The sequence below is a fragment of the Sulfitobacter noctilucae genome, from assembly GCF_000622365.1.
Lineage (GTDB): Bacteria > Pseudomonadota > Alphaproteobacteria > Rhodobacterales > Rhodobacteraceae > Sulfitobacter > Sulfitobacter noctilucae.
In genome coordinates, this window is the sequence record NZ_JASC01000013.1 from 65,129 (window position 1) to 81,835 (window position 16,707).

Annotated in this window: 19 protein-coding genes; 14 read left to right on the forward strand and 5 right to left on the reverse strand. The window is 58.6% G+C overall.

Going from position 1 to position 16,707, the window contains the following annotated elements; translation table 11 throughout:
• The first annotated feature begins 6 nt into the window (after positions 1-6).
• The 9 genes from rpsP (at position 7) to rpmE (ending at position 4,421) form a co-directional block, all read left to right on the forward strand.
• Positions 7-408: a 30S ribosomal protein S16 gene (rpsP, locus tag Z945_RS0107010; RefSeq protein WP_025051390.1), complete on the forward strand. Its 402-nt coding sequence runs from the start codon at positions 7-9 to the stop codon at positions 406-408.
• A 19-nt stretch (positions 409-427) separates the two neighbouring features.
• Complete coding sequence (bluB, locus tag Z945_RS0107015; RefSeq protein ID WP_025051391.1) at positions 428-1,057, forward strand: 5,6-dimethylbenzimidazole synthase; 630 nt, start codon at positions 428-430, stop codon at positions 1,055-1,057.
• The gene (locus Z945_RS20690) at positions 1,057-1,206 is read left to right on the forward strand and encodes a hypothetical protein (protein WP_169736948.1); all 150 of its coding nucleotides are present in this window, start codon (positions 1,057-1,059) and stop codon (positions 1,204-1,206) included. The genes bluB and Z945_RS20690 overlap by 1 nt, the downstream gene beginning before the upstream one ends.
• Complete coding sequence (rimM, locus tag Z945_RS0107025; RefSeq protein ID WP_025051392.1) at positions 1,203-1,724, forward strand: ribosome maturation factor RimM; 522 nt, start codon at positions 1,203-1,205, stop codon at positions 1,722-1,724. Before Z945_RS20690 ends, rimM begins: the two co-directional genes overlap by 4 nt.
• Positions 1,724-2,515 (forward strand): hypothetical protein, encoded by a 792-nt coding sequence (locus Z945_RS0107030; RefSeq protein ID WP_025051393.1) that lies wholly within the window; start codon positions 1,724-1,726, stop codon positions 2,513-2,515. The genes rimM and Z945_RS0107030 overlap by 1 nt, the downstream gene beginning before the upstream one ends.
• Positions 2,512-3,309 (forward strand): tRNA (guanosine(37)-N1)-methyltransferase TrmD, encoded by a 798-nt coding sequence (gene trmD, locus Z945_RS0107035; RefSeq protein WP_025051394.1) that lies wholly within the window; start codon positions 2,512-2,514, stop codon positions 3,307-3,309. Before Z945_RS0107030 ends, trmD begins: the two co-directional genes overlap by 4 nt.
• Before the next feature lie 62 nt (positions 3,310-3,371).
• A complete protein-coding gene (locus Z945_RS20300; protein WP_025051395.1) occupies positions 3,372-3,533 on the forward strand; it encodes a DUF1328 family protein in 162 nt (53 codons plus the stop codon).
• A 280-nt stretch (positions 3,534-3,813) separates the two neighbouring features.
• Complete coding sequence (rplS, locus tag Z945_RS0107045; protein WP_025046987.1) at positions 3,814-4,188, forward strand: 50S ribosomal protein L19; 375 nt, start codon at positions 3,814-3,816, stop codon at positions 4,186-4,188.
• A gap of 11 nt (positions 4,189-4,199) precedes the next feature.
• The gene (gene rpmE, locus Z945_RS0107050) at positions 4,200-4,421 is read left to right on the forward strand and encodes a 50S ribosomal protein L31 (RefSeq protein WP_025051396.1); all 222 of its coding nucleotides are present in this window, start codon (positions 4,200-4,202) and stop codon (positions 4,419-4,421) included.
• A gap of 59 nt (positions 4,422-4,480) precedes the next feature.
• Here the strand turns inward: rpmE and Z945_RS0107055 are convergent, their stop codons facing one another.
• On the reverse strand, positions 4,481-6,622 hold the full coding sequence (locus Z945_RS0107055) for a Hint domain-containing protein (RefSeq protein WP_025051397.1): 2,142 nt from the start codon (positions 6,620-6,622) through the stop codon (positions 4,481-4,483).
• Between the two features lie 425 nt (positions 6,623-7,047).
• Here Z945_RS0107055 and Z945_RS0107065 point away from each other — a divergent pair, with 425 nt between their 5' ends.
• Positions 7,048-7,857: a division plane positioning ATPase MipZ gene (locus tag Z945_RS0107065; protein ID WP_025051399.1), complete on the forward strand. Its 810-nt coding sequence runs from the start codon at positions 7,048-7,050 to the stop codon at positions 7,855-7,857.
• Here Z945_RS0107065 and Z945_RS0107070 read toward each other — a convergent pair.
• Both Z945_RS0107070 and Z945_RS0107075 read right to left on the reverse strand, forming a co-directional pair.
• Positions 7,854-8,732, reverse strand: a complete 879-nt coding sequence (locus Z945_RS0107070) for a DMT family transporter (RefSeq protein ID WP_025051400.1) — start codon at positions 8,730-8,732, stop codon at positions 7,854-7,856. The two genes, Z945_RS0107065 and Z945_RS0107070, sit on opposite strands and share 4 nt — an antisense overlap.
• A 26-nt stretch (positions 8,733-8,758) precedes the next feature.
• Positions 8,759-9,208, reverse strand: coding sequence for a MarR family winged helix-turn-helix transcriptional regulator (locus Z945_RS0107075; protein WP_025051401.1), 450 nt, complete (start codon positions 9,206-9,208; stop codon positions 8,759-8,761).
• A gap of 80 nt (positions 9,209-9,288) precedes the next feature.
• Here Z945_RS0107075 and hmgA point away from each other — a divergent pair, with 80 nt between their 5' ends.
• The 4 genes from hmgA to Z945_RS0107095 all read left to right on the forward strand — a co-directional run bounded on the left by hmgA (position 9,289) and on the right by Z945_RS0107095 (position 15,213).
• Positions 9,289-10,650, forward strand: a complete 1,362-nt coding sequence (gene hmgA / locus Z945_RS0107080; protein ID WP_025051402.1) for a homogentisate 1,2-dioxygenase — start codon at positions 9,289-9,291, stop codon at positions 10,648-10,650.
• A 74-nt stretch (positions 10,651-10,724) separates the two neighbouring features.
• Positions 10,725-11,978, forward strand: coding sequence for a fumarylacetoacetase (gene fahA / locus Z945_RS0107085; protein ID WP_025051403.1), 1,254 nt, complete (start codon positions 10,725-10,727; stop codon positions 11,976-11,978).
• 69 nt (positions 11,979-12,047) lie between these two features.
• Positions 12,048-12,998 carry an MBL fold metallo-hydrolase gene (locus Z945_RS0107090; RefSeq protein WP_025051404.1) on the forward strand — a complete coding sequence of 317 codons (951 nt, stop codon included), beginning with the start codon at positions 12,048-12,050 and terminating at the stop codon, positions 12,996-12,998.
• 550 nt (positions 12,999-13,548) lie between these two features.
• Entirely contained in the window at positions 13,549-15,213 is a 1,665-nt protein-coding gene (locus Z945_RS0107095) for an ABC transporter substrate-binding protein (RefSeq protein WP_025051405.1), read from the forward strand.
• Between the two features lie 70 nt (positions 15,214-15,283).
• On the opposite strand, the gene Z945_RS0107100 is transcribed toward Z945_RS0107095, so the two are convergent.
• Both Z945_RS0107100 and Z945_RS0107105 read right to left on the reverse strand, forming a co-directional pair.
• The gene (locus Z945_RS0107100) at positions 15,284-15,793 is read right to left on the reverse strand and encodes a 3-hydroxyacyl-CoA dehydrogenase family protein (RefSeq protein ID WP_025051406.1); all 510 of its coding nucleotides are present in this window, start codon (positions 15,791-15,793) and stop codon (positions 15,284-15,286) included.
• Positions 15,780-16,694, reverse strand: coding sequence for a helix-turn-helix transcriptional regulator (locus tag Z945_RS0107105; protein ID WP_025051407.1), 915 nt, complete (start codon positions 16,692-16,694; stop codon positions 15,780-15,782). The genes Z945_RS0107100 and Z945_RS0107105 overlap by 14 nt, the downstream gene beginning before the upstream one ends.
• Positions 16,695-16,707: the final 13 nt, after the last annotated feature.

The following is a 16,707-nucleotide window of genomic DNA, read 5'->3' on the forward strand; positions in this document are numbered from 1 at the left end:
CACATCATGGCTATGAAAATTCGTCTCGCCCGCGGCGGCTCCAAAAAGCGCCCCTTCTACCGTATCGTTGCAGCGGATAGCCGCATGCCACGCGACGGCCGCTTCATCGAAAAGCTGGGCACATATAACCCATTGCTGCCCAAAGACAGCGAAGAGCGCGTGAAAATGGACGTCGAAAAGGTCAAGGAATGGATGGCCAAGGGTGCCCAGCCTACAGACCGCGTGCGTCGCATGTTGGAAGCCGCAGGCGCCCTGCCCAAGACAGAGCGTAACAACCCCAACAAAGGCACACCGGGCAAGAAAGCCCAAGAGCGCGTGCAGGAGAAAGCCGACAAGGCCGCAGCCGCAGCAGAAGCCGCCGCCGCACCAGCCGAAGAAGCACCTGCGGAAGAAGCCGCATCCGAGTAAGCAAACAGGCACGCCCGGCATGGACAGATTTTCTGATGACTTCCGTGCCGGGCTGCACGATCTGATGCGCTGGCGGCGCGATGTGCGCCACTTTCGTACCGATCCGGTGGATGAGGCATTGCTTAAGCAATGTCTCGACACCTTCTCCCTCGCCCCTTCTGTCGGGCTGTCAGAACCTTGGCGCATTCTGCGCGTCACTTCGGACGCTGCCCGTACACAGGCCATCGAAAATTTCACTGACAGCAACACGCAGGCTTTGGCCGGTTTCACCGGGGATCAAGCAAAACTCTATGCCTCGCTCAAACTTTCGGGCATGCGCGAAGCGCCCGAACACCTTGCGATCTATTGTGATGACAGCACAAGCAAAGGCAGCGGTCTGGGTGCCGCCTCCATGCCGGAGATGCGCCGCTATTCGGTTGTGGGCGCCATCACCCTCATGTGGCTCACGGCCCGCAGCCTTGGTCTTGGCATCGGCTGGGTTTCGGTCCTTGACCCCGTCCGTCTGAACGCTGATCTTGAGGTGCCGAAGGGTTGGACACTGGTGGCTTACCTGTGTTTGGGGTGGCCTGCCGAAAACACCACAACCCCCGAACTGGAAACCAAAGGCTGGGAAACCCGCGCCCCCGCCTTGCACATTGAAAGCCGTTGATGTTCCGCCTGATCTTGCCCCTTCTAACGCTCGTCATCGGTTTTGCCATCGGCATCTGGTATGACCGCCATCAAATGTCGGTCGAATGCGCCACGGGCGAGGGCCAATGGACCGGCACAATCTGCGTCAACTCGGAGCTGTTACAATGACCGATCTCATTCCTGTGGGTGCCATCGCAGGTGCCTATGGCGTGCGTGGCGAACTGCGCGTCAAAAGTTATTGCGCCGTGCCCGAAGACATCGAACGCTACAGCCCTCTGTGGACCGAAGACCGTGCCAATCAATTTGCCCTCGCGATCCTGCGCCCGATCAAGAACGGGTTTGCCGCCCGTATCCCGGATGTGGCCACCAAAGAGGACGCGGACGCCCTGCGCGGCACGGTCCTATATGCCGAACGCACACAGTTGCCCTCGCTGCCGGATGATGAATTCTACTATGCGGATTTGATAGGGCTTGAGGTATTCGACACCGGCGGTGTGCTTTTGGGCCGTGTGAAGACAGTGAACAACCACGGTGCCGACGATCTGCTGGAACTGCAATTGGCCGGCTCTTCCGAGACCGTCTTTCTGCCCTTCACCAAATCGGCAGTGCCCACGGTCGATCTGGCCTCTGGCCGTATTGTGGCGGACCCGCCTTTGGGCATTCTGCCACAAAGCGAAGACAGCTGATGGCGCGCCGGATTATCCTGCATACAGGGTTTCACAAAACCGGCACGTCCACCCTGCAAGCAACTTTGCGTGAAAACCGCGTGGCGCTGAAACACCATGTGGCACTGCGTCTGCGCTGGCATCTCAAGGATGTTGTCGCCGCCGCCCGCGGGTATTCGATGGATCACGATCCGCTGACCCTGATCAAGGTACAGACCCGCTTTGGCCAGATGGTGAATGAACTACCCGGCATGCCCCGCCGCACGCTGATCATCTCGGCTGAAGAACTCTTGGGGCACCTTCCCGGTCGCGACGACCTTGCCAATTACGGGGCTGCCCCCGTTTTGCTGTATGCCTATTGGGAAATACTCAAGTCACGGTACCCGCAAGCCGAGATCCTGATCTATCTGACCACCCGTGCCCCAGAAGCCTGGCTGGCTTCGGCCTATGCCGAACATGTAAAGTCCTCCAATATGACACTTGATTTCGACAGTTTCCGCGCACGCTTTGCCGGTGCTGCCGATCTTGAGGCGACGGTGGCAGATATTGCCAGCCGCGTGCCCGTGAAGGTTCACAGCATCCGCCTTGAAAACTGCCGCGATCTGCCCTTGGGCCCATTGGATCCCCTGCTTGATCTGGCCGAAGTTCCATTGGCCCTGCGCCCAGAGCTGGTCCCTGCAAAGTATGTCAACCGGCGTCCCAGCGATACAGTTCTGCAGGCATTGCTAGCCGCGAACCAAACCTACGCAAGCGACGCGCAAGCCCGCAACGCCGCCAAGGCCGCGATCCTTTCACAGGCGGGTCTGTCATGAAAACGCCTGCCCGCTCTCATGGCCGTCAATCCGTGACGGCGTCGCTCAAGCCGCGTGAATTGATGCAGCCGCAGCCCGACTACAGCGGCGTCTGGCAGGCCCGTGTCATTACACTGTTTCCTGATCTCTTTCCCGGTGTTCTGGGGGGCAGCCTGACGGGCAAGGCCCTGCAAGAGGGCCGCTGGCAGTTGCACACGCATGATCTGCGCCGTTTCGGCATCGGCAAACATCGCAATGTCGATGACACACCTGCGGGTGGTGGTGCGGGCATGGTCCTGCGAGCCGATGTGGTTGGCCCCGCGATCGAAACTGCACAGGCCCAGGCACGCGGGCGTTGGCCGATCCTGTATATGTCACCGCGCGGCCGCCGCTTTGACCAGGCGATGGCGCGTGACCTGTCCACCTGTCAGGGCGTGACAATGCTGTGCGGGCGCTTTGAAGGTGTCGATGAAAGGGTGATTGAACACTATAACCTGACCGAAGTTTCGCTGGGCGACTTTGTCATGACTGGTGGTGAACTGGCGGCGCAGGCCATGATCGACGCCACCGTGCGGCTGTTGCCGGGTGTCTTGGGCAATGCGGACAGCACCGTTGAGGAAAGCCATTCCGCTGGCCTTCTGGAGCATCCTCAATACACCAGGCCCCCTGTCTGGGAAGGCCGCGAGATACCCCCGGTGTTGATGTCAGGCAATCACGGCGAGATTGCAAAATGGCGCAAGGCGCAGTCCGAAGCTTTGACGAAACAGCGCCGCCCGGACCTGTGGAATGGTCACATAAACGATGGAGAGACATAGGCCGCGCGGAACACTATCGCGATCTCGGGCGTTCTGATGGTATATCAACTGGAGGATTTCCCGTGCTCAACATCATTCTTATTCTGCTTATTGTTGCCGCTGTCGCGGCCTTGCTGGGTTTTGGCCGCATATCCGGTGTCGCATTAACCGGTGCCAAGTTTCTCATCGGTGTGGTCTTGGTCCTCTTCCTGCTTGTTGTGCTGGGCTTGATCGCTATCGCCTGACGGAAATCGGCAAAATACCGGGGCTTAGGGCACCCATGCCGTTATATGCGGCGCGGGTGCCTCAATTGCCCCCTTGATTACTACCCGTAAGCCACATAGAACCCGCGCAACTGGAATCGCTTTGCCGCCTTTCCAGCGCTTTGCGTTTTGCGCCAGGCAAACAAGGAAAGACGATGCTACCTCCGGCGGGCCACCACGGTGCAGTCCCGATAGACCCCGAAGCTCTTGGATCGCGTAAAAACTTCGTGGAACACCACGAGCATTAAAGGAGAAGCATCAGATGAACCTGATTGCAGAGATTGAAGCGGAACAGATCGCTGAACTGGCCAAGGAAATCCCCGATTTCCGTGCGGGCGATACCATCCGCGTCGGCTTTAAAGTGACAGAGGGTACGCGTACCCGTGTACAGAACTACGAAGGCGTATGCATCGCGCGCAACAACGGTCACGGCATCGCCGGTTCGTTTACTGTGCGCAAAATCAGCTTTGGTGAAGGTGTGGAGCGTGTATTCCCGCTGCATTCCACGAACATCGACAGCATCACCGTGGTCCGCCGCGGTCGCGTGCGTCGCGCCAAACTGTACTACCTGCGCTCGCGTCGCGGCAAATCTGCGCGTATCGTCGAGAATTCCAACTACAAGCCGAAAAAAGCGTAAGGGGCGGACCGATGAAAACCGATACACATCCCGAATACCACATGATCAACGTCAAAATGACAGACGGTACCGTTGTGGAAATGAAATCGACATGGGGCAAAGAAGGCGACCAGCTGTCGCTTGATATCGACCCATCCGTGCACCCTGCGTGGACCGGCGGCACAAGCCGTTTGATGGACACCGGCGGCCGCGTGTCGAAGTTCAAGAGCAAGTACGCAGGTTTGTCGCTGTAAGAAGCACTACCTTGTCGAACATCAAAGGGCGCAGCTTGCGGGCTGCGCCTTTTTTCATGTCATGCGGCCAGTAGCATACCTTGCTGGCGTTTCAGACTGGGCCGCACGGCCTGACCATAGCCATTTGGATTGCTGCGCAATTCCGGAAATAGCCGGAACAACTCATCCCGCGCGCGGTCGTCAAGTCCAGGCAAACTGTAGCTGCCGGGCTGATAGCTTTCGGACCAGGTGCCGCCCGACAGAACGAGTTCATGCGTGTCGAACAGCAGATGAAAATAGCTGACGGAGGCCATCTCTCGCCGCACGACCGTATCGCCGTTCACCAGAAAATGAGCGGCCGTCAACACTTCATCTTCGCCAAAATACATGGACGCGCGGTAGTCATCGATGAGCATCCGGTGTTGTGGCGACACGACGAGCCGATCTTTGTTGCCGATACTGCCCGGCGCGAATTGGATAGGGGCAAAACTGCCTGCGCCCGCAACAGTCCTTGATCCGACCCAGCGCAGCGGCTGTGGCCCGTGATCGCGGGTCAGAACCAGATCACCGGGGGCAAGGTCTTCGACCCGGCGGGGCCCGTAAGGTGTCTCAACGGCCGTTCCTTGTGCAAAGCAGATGATGCTTTCGATTTCGGAAAATGTAACCGTGCTGCCATCAAGCAGTGTCGCTGTGCCGCTTTTTCCCGGTCCGGGACCGTCGCTGTCCGTCAGCACAACCGATCCGGCAAGCAACTGCCCGTTGAAGTCAAGCACATCGCCGGTGGTCTCGTCCCCTTCGCCACCGACGACTGACAAACCAGTTCCGTTCAGGGCACCGGCATCGATCAGGAAGGTGTCGTCGCCATCGCCGCCACTGGCGGTATCCCCGCTGCCGACATTCAGCGTGTCATCCCCGGCATCACCGGACAGCGTGTCAGATCCGATACCACCGCTGATCGTATCATTGCCGGTACCACCACTGACGGTATCATCACCAGCGCCAGCTTCGATGATGTCGTTGCCGGCACCCGCTTCGATGGAATCGTCATTGCTGCCGACAGGGATCGCATCGAATTCGATATCAGAGAAATAGATCGCCTGACCGGTCGTTCCGCCGTTGCCGTAGACGACCTCAATCTGGGCAACCGGTCCTGCAATCTCGATCAACGCAGAGGCTTGCGCAGCCGTGGGAGCATAGTTGGTCAGACCGGCCGTGATCGTGTTGCCAACAACCGTATGGTTGCTGCCTCCGGTGATATTGACCGGGATTTCATTGCCCGCAGCATCAAATGCACGGACCGTTACAATGTCCTGAAAATCGTTCGTGCCGTTGTTTATTCCATCAAGGTCGCTGATGCGAAATGCCACATTCTCGACACTGTCGACAAAGCCCGACCCCGACACGGCGGCGAAGTCGAAGGTGATAATCGAATCATCGGCAGCGCCATTGGAAAACAGATAGCCTGCTGAATTGTTGCTGAAGGTTTCGCCGGGGGCGACATAGACACCGTTGTTGGTGCCTCCACTCAGTTCAGCCGAAAACTCTTCATTCGTCTGCACATCAGAATAGCCAACGGTGACATTGATGCCGCCCGTATCCTGCGGTGCTGCGAGGTTGCGCAAATCCTGTTCATCCGCATAGCCCGACCAGTTGAAATCAAGCGGCGTTGGCGCGGCGGCCCCCGGTGCATCGTTCCCGTCGACAACGTCATTGCCCGGGTCGCCGTTATAGCTGCCGTCGATGACATCATCGCCGGCGGTGCCCGATACGATCCCGTCGGAAACGGCGTAGTCCGCATAGCTGAAGGTGTCGTCGCCGTTGGCGGTATTTGGCGTCGTGTCATAGTCGAGGGTCGTATATTCGCGCCCCTGCACCAGCGGAATCTCGGACAGCGTGTAATAGCCCGTGTTCGGCCCCGCGTTGACGCGGAAGGTGATCAGTTGAAAGATCCGCCCCGTTTCCTCGTCGCGCAAGGTCCATGCTTCCTCTGCATATATCTGCCGCGCCGTGTTGTCCGTGACCCCGTTCAGGACGGTCGTAGCGGTTGCTGTCTCGACGGCTACGTCCTCAAGGAAGGCACTGCCAGTACCCGCCGCATTGTCCGTGATGACAGCCGAGCCGTCAGCGGTCGCTGGACCGGAGTAAACCCTTGAGAAATTGGTTGCAGTCTCAAACGCACCAAGGGGGTCAAACTCATATACCTGTACGGATGTAACTGGCATCGCCTCGCCTCAAATCATTGCAAGTGAGGTGACCCCGACCCATACTAGGGGGTGGGTTCCTCACTGTTTCTGATTTGAATTTAATTGAAGACTGTGGTGCAGTTTGGTGCCGAACAGGGCGACAGTCAGAAAATTTAAGACAATTTTAGGGCAATTTTTTTCGACTAAGCTAACCGTATCATTCACTTTGTGATCCACGTTTCCGGCGCGCAACCCGGTGCTGTTTGCGCCGGTTGCAGCCAAAAAGTCACATTCAAATCGCCCAAAGTCTGCATATGCAGGGATGCGTGACAGATCATGCTGATGGCTGGTGCTGAACTCCGATCAAACCAAAGCAAAGCCGCACTTCCAAAAGCGTACCGCCCCACATATAGTTATGCCTAACTATATCCTGTTAGTACGCAGGTGGGCAAAGGGACAGGTACATGGCGCATATTATCGTTGTCGGGAACGAAAAGGGCGGCGCGGGGAAATCGACGGTTTCCATGCATGTTGCAACGGCCCTGGCCCGCATGGGACACCGCGTCAGCGGGCTTGATCTTGACCTGCGTCAGCGCACCTTCGGGCGGTACATCGACAACCGCAAAGCATTCTTGAAAGACGCCAATCTAGAACTCGCAAGCCCAACCCTGTGCGAACTGCCCGAAATTGCCGAAGCCAACCTGAAGCCCGGCGAAAATATCTATGATCACCGTCTGAGTGCCGCGGTCGCATCAATGGAGCCAAACAACGACTTCATCCTGATCGACTGCCCCGGTTCTCATACGCGCTTGTCTCAGGTGGCCCATTCCTTGGCTGATACGCTGGTTACACCCCTGAACGACAGCTTTATCGACTTTGATCTCTTGGCCCATACCGATGCAATGGGCGACAAGATCACCGGTCCTTCTGTCTATTCCGAAATGGTCTGGACCGCACGGCAGCTACGCGGCCAAGCAGGTTTGACGCCGATTGACTGGGTCGTGGTGCGCAACCGCATGGGTGCCCAGCGCATGGTGAACAAAGACAAGATGGAACGGGCGATCAAGAACCTCTCCAAGCGCATCGGCTTTCGTGTGGCACCCGGCTTTAACGAGCGGGTAATCTTTCGCGAGCTGTTTCCACGCGGCCTGACCCTGCTTGACCTCAAGGACATCGGTGTGAAGCAGCTTAATATCTCGAATGTCGCAGCGCGGCAGGAATTGCGTGACCTGATCAAAGCGCTGAACCTGCCGGGCGTGACCGCCGATTTCTAAAGCGCGCGCCTTTTGATCCGGTGCTGGCGCATCAGCAGCACAAGGTTCGAGATAAACAGCGCCCCGATCACGATGCTGCCCCCTACCACCGCATAAGAACCGGGGTTCTCCCCGATCACGGCCCATGCCAGAAGCGGCGCAAAAACCGACTCCAGCAACACCAACAACCCGACTTCCGCCGAAGTGATGAAGCGCGGGCCGATGGCCAGCAGCACTGAACTGAACAGGATGAACCCACCGTGGGCCAGCACCAACGGTGCTTGCTCCGGCGGAACGGAAAAGGGCTGCGTGAAGGGCAGGATACAAAGCGCCGCCAGCAAGCATCCCATTGCCACCCCCGGCACCATCGATGTTGCCCGCGCATGCCGCGCTGCTGTCAGGGCCGCCGCGAAAAGGGCCGATACCCCCAACGCCAGCAAGTCACCTGCAAGACTGGCATGGTCGGTTTCCCCCGACCCGTAGGCGATGATTGCCAATCCCGGCACAACGGCGGCGATGGTCAGCAAGGTGCGGCGGCTGAACGGTTCGAACAGGAACACGCGGCTGAAAATCGCAGCGAAAATTGGCAGCGAAGCGATGATGAAGACCACGTTGGCCACGGATGTCAGGCTGACCGCGAGCACGAACAGCACGCCACTGGCCCCGACGCCAATCATATAGATCAACCCATACCGCCCGGTACGCAAAACCGCGCGAAAGGGTGCAGTGCCGCCAGTCACCAGCACCCACGTTGCCGTCAACCCGCCGGATAAAAGCAGGCGCCAAAAGGCGACCGTCAGCGCATCCGCATCAATCAACCGCACAAAAAGTGAATCCGGCACGACAAAAAGCACACCGAAAAACGTGATCAACAAACCTTTGACTTGATCGCTCATGTCCCAGCCGTGACCGCTATTGCGATTTAAGTAAAGTCCTGTGGCGCAGCACCTGACAGTTTCAGCAAGGCCTGCCGCAGGGCGCCGACTTCCTCGGGGGCCAGTTGCGCCAGCAGATTACGCTCATAGGTCTGCGCCACGCTGCGCAGGTCGTCGTAAGCGGCCCGTCCCTGTGCTGTCAGCGTCAGATGCGCCACCCGCCGGTCGGCCTTGTCTGTGACCCGCTCGATGAAACGCCGCTCTGTCAGACGGTGCACAGCGCGGCTGATCTTGGTCTTGTGCATCCGCGCACGCGCACCGATGTCACTGGCCGTCAACTGGCCGTACACGCCCAAATGAAACAGCACCCGCCATTCCGTCCGCAACATCCCGTAGCGCTTTTTGTAAACCTGTTGAAAGGCCAGCGAACTCGCCTCTGCCGCTTGGTTCAAGAGATATGGCAGGAAATTCTCAAGCTCGAATTCTGGGTCAGGCATCAGATCATCTGTTGTTAGTTACAAAAACAACTATTACATAGAGTGCCAAGACTGCACAGACCAAAAAGGGAAGGCCAGATATGAACCGCCAATTGAATCCCACCGATATGACCAGCGCTGCGACACCGACTGGCACGCAGGAAGGCTACATGCCGGGCTTTGGCAATGATTTTGAGACCGAAGCCCTGCCCGGTGCCTTGCCGCAGGGAATGAACTCTCCTCAGAAGTGCAACTACGGCCTCTATGGCGAGCAGTTGTCCGGGACCGCTTTTACCGCGCCCAGCCACCAGAACGAACGCACATGGTGCTACCGTATCCGCCCCTCGGTCAAACATTCTCACCGGTACGAACGGATCGACCTGCCCTATTGGAAGTCAGCGCCCCATATCCCCGATAACGTCACCAGCCTTGGCCAATACCGCTGGGATCCGGTGCCCCATTCCGAGAACAAGCTGACATGGCTCACGGGCATGCGCACGATGACCAGCGCGGGTGACGTGAATACCCAAGTGGGCATGGCCAGCCACATCTACCTGGTGACCGACAGCATGGTGGACAGCTATTTCTACTCCGCTGATTCAGAACTGTTGGTTGTTCCGCAGGAAGGCCGTTTGCGCTTTTGCACCGAACTGGGTGTCATCGACCTCGAACCAAAGGAAATCGCGATCCTGCCGCGCGGGCTGCTGTACCGGGTCGAAGTGCTCGAAGGGCCGGCGCGCGGATTTGTCTGCGAAAACTACGATCAGAAGTTCGAATTGCCGGGCCGTGGACCCATCGGCGCGAATTGCATGGCGAACCGGCGCGATTTCAAAACCCCCGTGGCCGCATTTGAAGACCGCGAGACCCCCTCGACAGTGACGATCAAGTGGTGCGGGCAGTTTCACGAGACCAAGATCGGCCACTCGCCGCTGGACGTCGTGGCATGGCATGGCAATTACGCCCCGGTGAAATACGATCTGACAACCTATTGCCCGGTGGGCGCTGTCCTGTTCGACCACCCCGATCCGTCGATCTTTACGGTTCTGACCGCCCCTTCCGGCGTCGAAGGCACCGCGAATATTGACTTTGTCCTGTTCCGTGAACGCTGGATGGTGGCCGAGGATACTTTCCGCCCGCCGTGGTACCACAAGAACGTCATGTCCGAAATGATGGGCAATATCTATGGCCAGTACGATGCCAAACCAAAGGGCTTCATCCCCGGCGGCATGTCCCTGCACAACATGATGTTGCCGCACGGACCGGACAAGAACGCTTTTGAAGGCGCATCGAACGCGGACCTCAAGGCAGAAAAGCTGGACAACACCATGTCCTTTATGTTCGAAACCCGCTTCCCCCAGCATCTGACAGAGTTTGCCGCCAAGGAAGCGCCCTTGCAGGACGATTACATCGACTGCTGGTCCGACATTGAAAAGAAGTTCGACGGCACCCCCGGCAAGAAATAACCTCGGCATACCGCTCCCTGCCCTGCATTCGGACCGCAGGGCGGATCACTCTGCCGCGCGTATAAGGAATACCAATGACACGACTGACCTCATGGGTGGAAAGCGCCAATTCCCCCGACACCGATTTCCCGCTCAACAACCTGCCTTACGGCGTCTTCTCGACCAATAGCCTCGAGGCACGCTGCGGCGTGGCCATCGGCGATATGGTGCTCGATATGGCCGCGCTTGAGGAGGAGGGCATCCTGACCCTGTCCGAAGAGCCCGTGTTCGACGTGCCCTATTGGAACGACGTGATGGAGCTTGGGCCAGGGACGTGGAAATTACTGCGCGAGCGGCTCATGGGCATGCTGCTGACCGGCTCTGCCGAACAGGCCCAGGTCGCGCCGCATCTGGTTCCGATGGCCGATGTACGACTGCACATGCCGATGGTGGTCTCAGAATACACCGATTTCTACGCAGGCCGCCATCACGCGACCAATGTGGGCACGATGTTCCGGGGCGCAGAAAACGCCCTGCCGCCCAACTGGCTGCACATCCCCATCGGCTACAATGGCCGCGCCTCTACCGTGGTCGTCTCGGGTACCGATATCATCCGCCCCAACGGGCAACTGAAAGCACCCGACGCCGATCTGCCGTCCTTCGGACCGTGCAAAAGGCTTGATATCGAGCTCGAGATGGGCGCGATTGTCGGCACATCGACCGAGATGGGCGAACCGGTTACGGCCAAAGACGCCGATGCGATGATCTTTGGCTATGTGATCCTGAACGACTGGTCGGCCCGCGACATCCAGGCCTGGGAATACCAGCCGCTCGGCCCCTTTCAGGCCAAAGCCTTCGCCACCTCGATCTCGCCGTGGATCGTCACCACCGCCGCACTGGAGCCGTTTCGCGCCCCCACGCCAAAGCGTGAATTCGACCTTCTCCCCTATCTACAAGAAGACGGTGACACGCTTTATGACATTGACCTCAGCGTCATCATCGAACCAAACGGCGGCACGCAAGAAGTCCTCGCACGGACCAACTACAAAGAGATGTACTATTCTGCTGCCCAGCAGATGGCGCATCATTCCTCCTCGGGCTGCGCGATGAACGCCGGCGACCTCTTGGGCTCAGGCACCATTTCAGGCGCAGAAAAATCCGAACGCGGCAGCCTTTTGGAACTCAGCTGGGGCGGCAAGGAGCCGATCACGCTGGCAGACGGCAGTACCCGCAGCTTTATCGAAGACGGTGATACATTGATCCTGACAGGCCATGCGCAAGGCGAAGACTACCGCATCGGCTTTGGCGCGTGTTCAGGCACGATCCTTCCGGCGGTGAAATACCCCTGATCTTCACCCTTTTCATAAATACCAAATCCTGCCCGACCCACCGGGCACCGCAACAGACAGGACACTACAATGGCCAAAGCATTCGCTTCCCAAGGGGACATGACCGAAAAGAAAATCACCTTTGACGAGGTGGGCCGCGACCTTTGGGCCTTCACCGCCGAGGGCGATCCGAACTCTGGCGTGATCATCGGTGATGACAGCGTGATGATTGTCGAGGCACAGGCGACCCCGCGTCTGGCAAACAAGGTCATCGAAAAGGTCCGCGAAGTTACGGACAAGCCGATCACCCATCTGGTGCTGACCCATTATCACGCCGTACGCGTATTGGGCGCCAGCGCCTATGGCGCCAACCAGATCATTATGTCCGACGTGGCGCGCGGCATGGTCGAGGAACGCGGGCAAGAAGACTGGGACAGCGAATTCCAACGCTTCCCCCGCCTGTTCGAGGGACACGAAAGCATCCCCGGCCTGACCTATCCCACCACCACATTCAGCGACAGCATGACCGTCTATCTGGGCAAGCGGCGAGTCGATATCAAACACATCGGCCGCGCCCATACGGCTGGCGATGCGGTCATCCATGTCCCGGATGAAAATGTGATGTTCACCGGCGATATCGTCGAAGATCACTCTGCCTGCTATTGCGGTGACGGATATTTCGGCGATTGGGGCGGCACATTGGACCGGATCGCGGCCTATGACGTGGATGCCATCGCGCCCGGTCGTGGCGGCGCACTGATTGGCAAAGAAGCGGTCAACCGGGCCATCGACAGCACGCGTGACTTTGTGGACAGCACCTATGCTCCCGCCGCGAAAGTGGCCGCGCGGGGCGGCAGCCTTAAGGAAGCATGGGACGCCGTCCGCGCCTCCTGCGACCCGAAATTCAAGGATTATGCCATCTATGAGCACTGCCTGCCCTTCAACGTCGCCCGCGCTTATGACGAAGCCCGCGGCATCCTGCACCCCCGCATCTGGACGGACAAACGCGACCTCGAAATGTGGGCTGATTTGCAAGGCTGACGCCGATAGGGCGCAGACGGCAGCGCGATCGGAAAGGCGCTGCCTCTCTATGGCTTGGGATTGGCCGCGCTGAATGGCGTGTCCTCCTCGACCGCCCCCTTGCAATTTCGAGACAAGAATCGGGACGTTCCTGTGCGAAGCGTCCCGGTTGTTTTACTAAAAGTCAGAAAAGACCCGCGGGGCGGGAATGATCTAAAGCCTGCCACCGCGAATTCTAAATACAGGCCCAGCTCAGCTGGCATATCCGGTGGATGTGACGGTTCTGAAAATCTTGCTCTTTACCGACACGCATCGGCCTGCAAACGGCGGCACAGACATGAGAGCGGCAAGAACAGTCTCGTTCACCACGTCTTCGCAGCCCGCATGTGTCAGTTTCCCTTCATATTAAGGGTACCCGAGCCTTACAACTTTGTGAGACAGGCTTGACCTTTGAACTCACTGTGTTTGACTATGAAGGATGTTCCAAAAGGGGCACAACAATAAATGCGGGCAAGCCGCATCACCGACCGGCGACAGACAGACTGGCGCTATCCAACAGAGAGGAAGAATAATGAGTTTTTTGACACGCACGGGTAAGCCCCTGCCGCAGTCCATTTTGGACAGCGCCGAAGCCGCCAAAAAAGACCCGGTCAACCGCCGTGAGTTTTTGGCGCTGGCCAGCGCATTCGGTGCCACGACAGCGACCGCTTATGCCATGATCGGCATGCCCGCCCCTGCGCAGGCAGCAGCCCACAAAGAGGGCGGCACCGTCCGCATGCAGATGGAAGTCCGCGCCCTTAAAGATCCGCGTACGTACGACTGGTCACAGATCGCCAACTTTTCGCGTGGCTGGCTCGAGTATCTGGCCATCTGGGAAAACGACGGTACCTTCACCCCTGCCCTGTTGGAAAGCTGGGAAATCAACGATGATGCGACCGAATACACGCTGAATGTCCGTCAGGGCGTCAAGTGGAACAACGGCGACGACTTTACCGCCGAAGACGTGGCGCGCAACATCACCGGCTGGTGTGACAAATCGCTTGAAGGCAATTCAATGGCCGGTCGTTTCGCCACGCTGATCGACGAAGAAAGCGGCAAAGCCATCGAAGGCGCGATTGAAGTCGTCGATACCCATACCGTCAAGCTGAAGCTGCCAGCCTCGGACATTACGCTGATCCCCGGCATGGCAGACTATCCTGCGGCCATCGTTCACAGTTCTTTTGACGCCGAAACAATGCTGGATAACCCGATCGGCACAGGCCCCTATCTGCCTGAATCGCTTGAGGTTGGTGTCAAAAGCGTGCTGGTCAAAAACCCCGATCACACATGGTGGGGCACCGATGTTTATGGCGGCCCCTACATCGACCGCCTGGAGTACATCGACTACGGCACTGACCCCTCTGCATGGATCGCAGCGGCGGAAGCGGATGAAGTCGATGCCTTCTACTCTATGGAGGGCGAGTACATCGACATCATGTCCACCTTGGACGGCTGGGTCGAAAACTCAATCGCGACAGCGGCGACAATTGTCATCCGCCCCAACCAGCTGGCCGAAGTTGATGGCAAACAGCCCTATGCAGACAAACGTGTGCGTCAGGCGATTACGATGGCGGTCGACAATGCTGTCCTGCTTGAGCTGGGATATGCGGGCAAAGGTCTGGTTGCCGATAACCACCATGTCGGTCCGATGCATCCCGAATTTGCGGAAATCCCACCACGCAAGGTTGATCCCGCAGGTGCCAAGGCGTTGATGGAAGAAGCCGGCATGGCCGATTTCGAGCATGAGCTGTTCTCGATCGACGATGCATGGCGCAAGGACACCACCGACGCGGTCGCGGCACAGCTGCGCGATGCAGGCATCAACGTCAAACGGACGATCCTGCCCGGCTCCACGTTCTGGAACGATTGGACGAAGTACCCCTTCTCCTCGACCAACTGGAACGCGCGTCCGCTGGGCGTGCAAATCTGGGCACTGGCATATCGCTCGGGTGAAGCATGGAACGAATTCGGCTGGTCCAACCCTGAGTTCGACGCATTGCTTGCCGAAGCACTGGCCATTGCGGACGTCGAAAAGCGCCGTGAGATCATGGCAAAGGGACAAGCGATGATTCAGGACGAAGGCGTCACGATTCAGCCATACTGGCGGTCTCTCTACAACCACACCAAAGAGGGTTTGGCAGGCGCAGGCCACCACATTGGGTTCGAATACCACCCGGCGCGGATGGCCTGGACCTAGGGTCCAACCCCAACCAGCTATCAAGGGCCGCGTTCTGCGCGGCCCTTTTTCTATCAAAAACGAAAAACGTCTAGCCTTTGATGAATGTCGAAACTTTGCCTGCCGGAAAGCTCAGACCCTGCACCAGTAACTCCCCAAGGCTCTCTTTTGTCAGGCCATTGCCTCGCAATTTTGCACAGACATCCCGCAAGGCGCTGTGCATCTGGGTGACAAGGTCGACGTCCGCCAATTCGGATCGGGTGACTTTACCGAACCACGCTTCCTCAAGGATCAAATCCTCGATCAGCGGATCAATGACTGCCCCACCCCCACCTGGATATCGGTAATAACCTACGCCACCACCCTTCCCCATGCGCCCTTCGGCCACCATGCGCGGCAAAATGGGCACTGGCCGGTCAGGGTTTCGCGCCAGCACCTTCTCAAGCCCCGCCAGATCCTGTGCTTCGCAGGGGCCCATCGCATAGCCCCAGTCGCATAACGCTTCGTCCAGCTCCCACGGATTGGTGTGGTGGTACATGAGGTGTTCAGCCTGCAGCCAGAAGGCATCCTGTATCCGGGTCAGCGCCTTAGCGTTGATCATGGGATGCAGCGTCGAGGAATCGATTCTTGGCAACCACGGCCATCAGATCGTTGAAAGAAGACCGCACAGCCCGGTTCGCGGTGTTCACCTGCGCTTCGGCCTGCGCATAAAGCGGCGTGCGCGCCTTCAACAGCTCCTTGAGCTGCGCCATGGCGGCGGGGTTGCCTTGCATTGGACGATAATCGCCCTGTGCGCGCACCCGCTGCATATGCTCGGCCGGGCTGGTTTTGATCCAGACCGTGTGAAACCGCTGCAAAAGATGGGCATATGTCTTTTCTTCGGCCACAATCCCGCCGGCAACGGCTAGGATAACGCGGTCATGCCGGGTCGAGACCCGTTCGAGCGCCTCAGCCTCCATCCGGCGATAACCGGGCTCCCCATAAAACGCCATGACTTCGGCCAGCGGCATGCCCGCCGCATCCTCGATCTCGCGGTTCAGTTCGACAAAAGGGATGTCGAGGGCCGCACCCGCCATCTGCCCCAACGTCGACTTACCCGCACCGCGCAACCCGATCAGACAAATACGGCCGGAGCGCATGACCGCAGGGTTCTGCTCCGCCAGCATGCCGCGCACTTCTTGCTGCACAGGCGCAGGTGCCTGTCGAAATAGGGCGGCCACCCGTTGCACATCATGGTCCAGCGGAATGTCTTCGGCCAGAAGCGCCTCGATCCGCAGATCCAGTGCATCCGCCACGCGTTGCAGCAACAGAACAGAGATATTGCCCTCCCCCGCCTCCAGTTGCGCCAGATAGCGGGGTGAGACACCGGACATTTCCGACAGGACGCGCCGTGGAAGCCCTCGCAGGCGTCGTGCCTCGGCCACACGGGCGGCAAGGCGTCTGATCATACGTATGCCACTGTCTTCGTCGTTCGCCTGTGTCTGGTCGAGCGTCACCGTCACCTCAACTTACCTG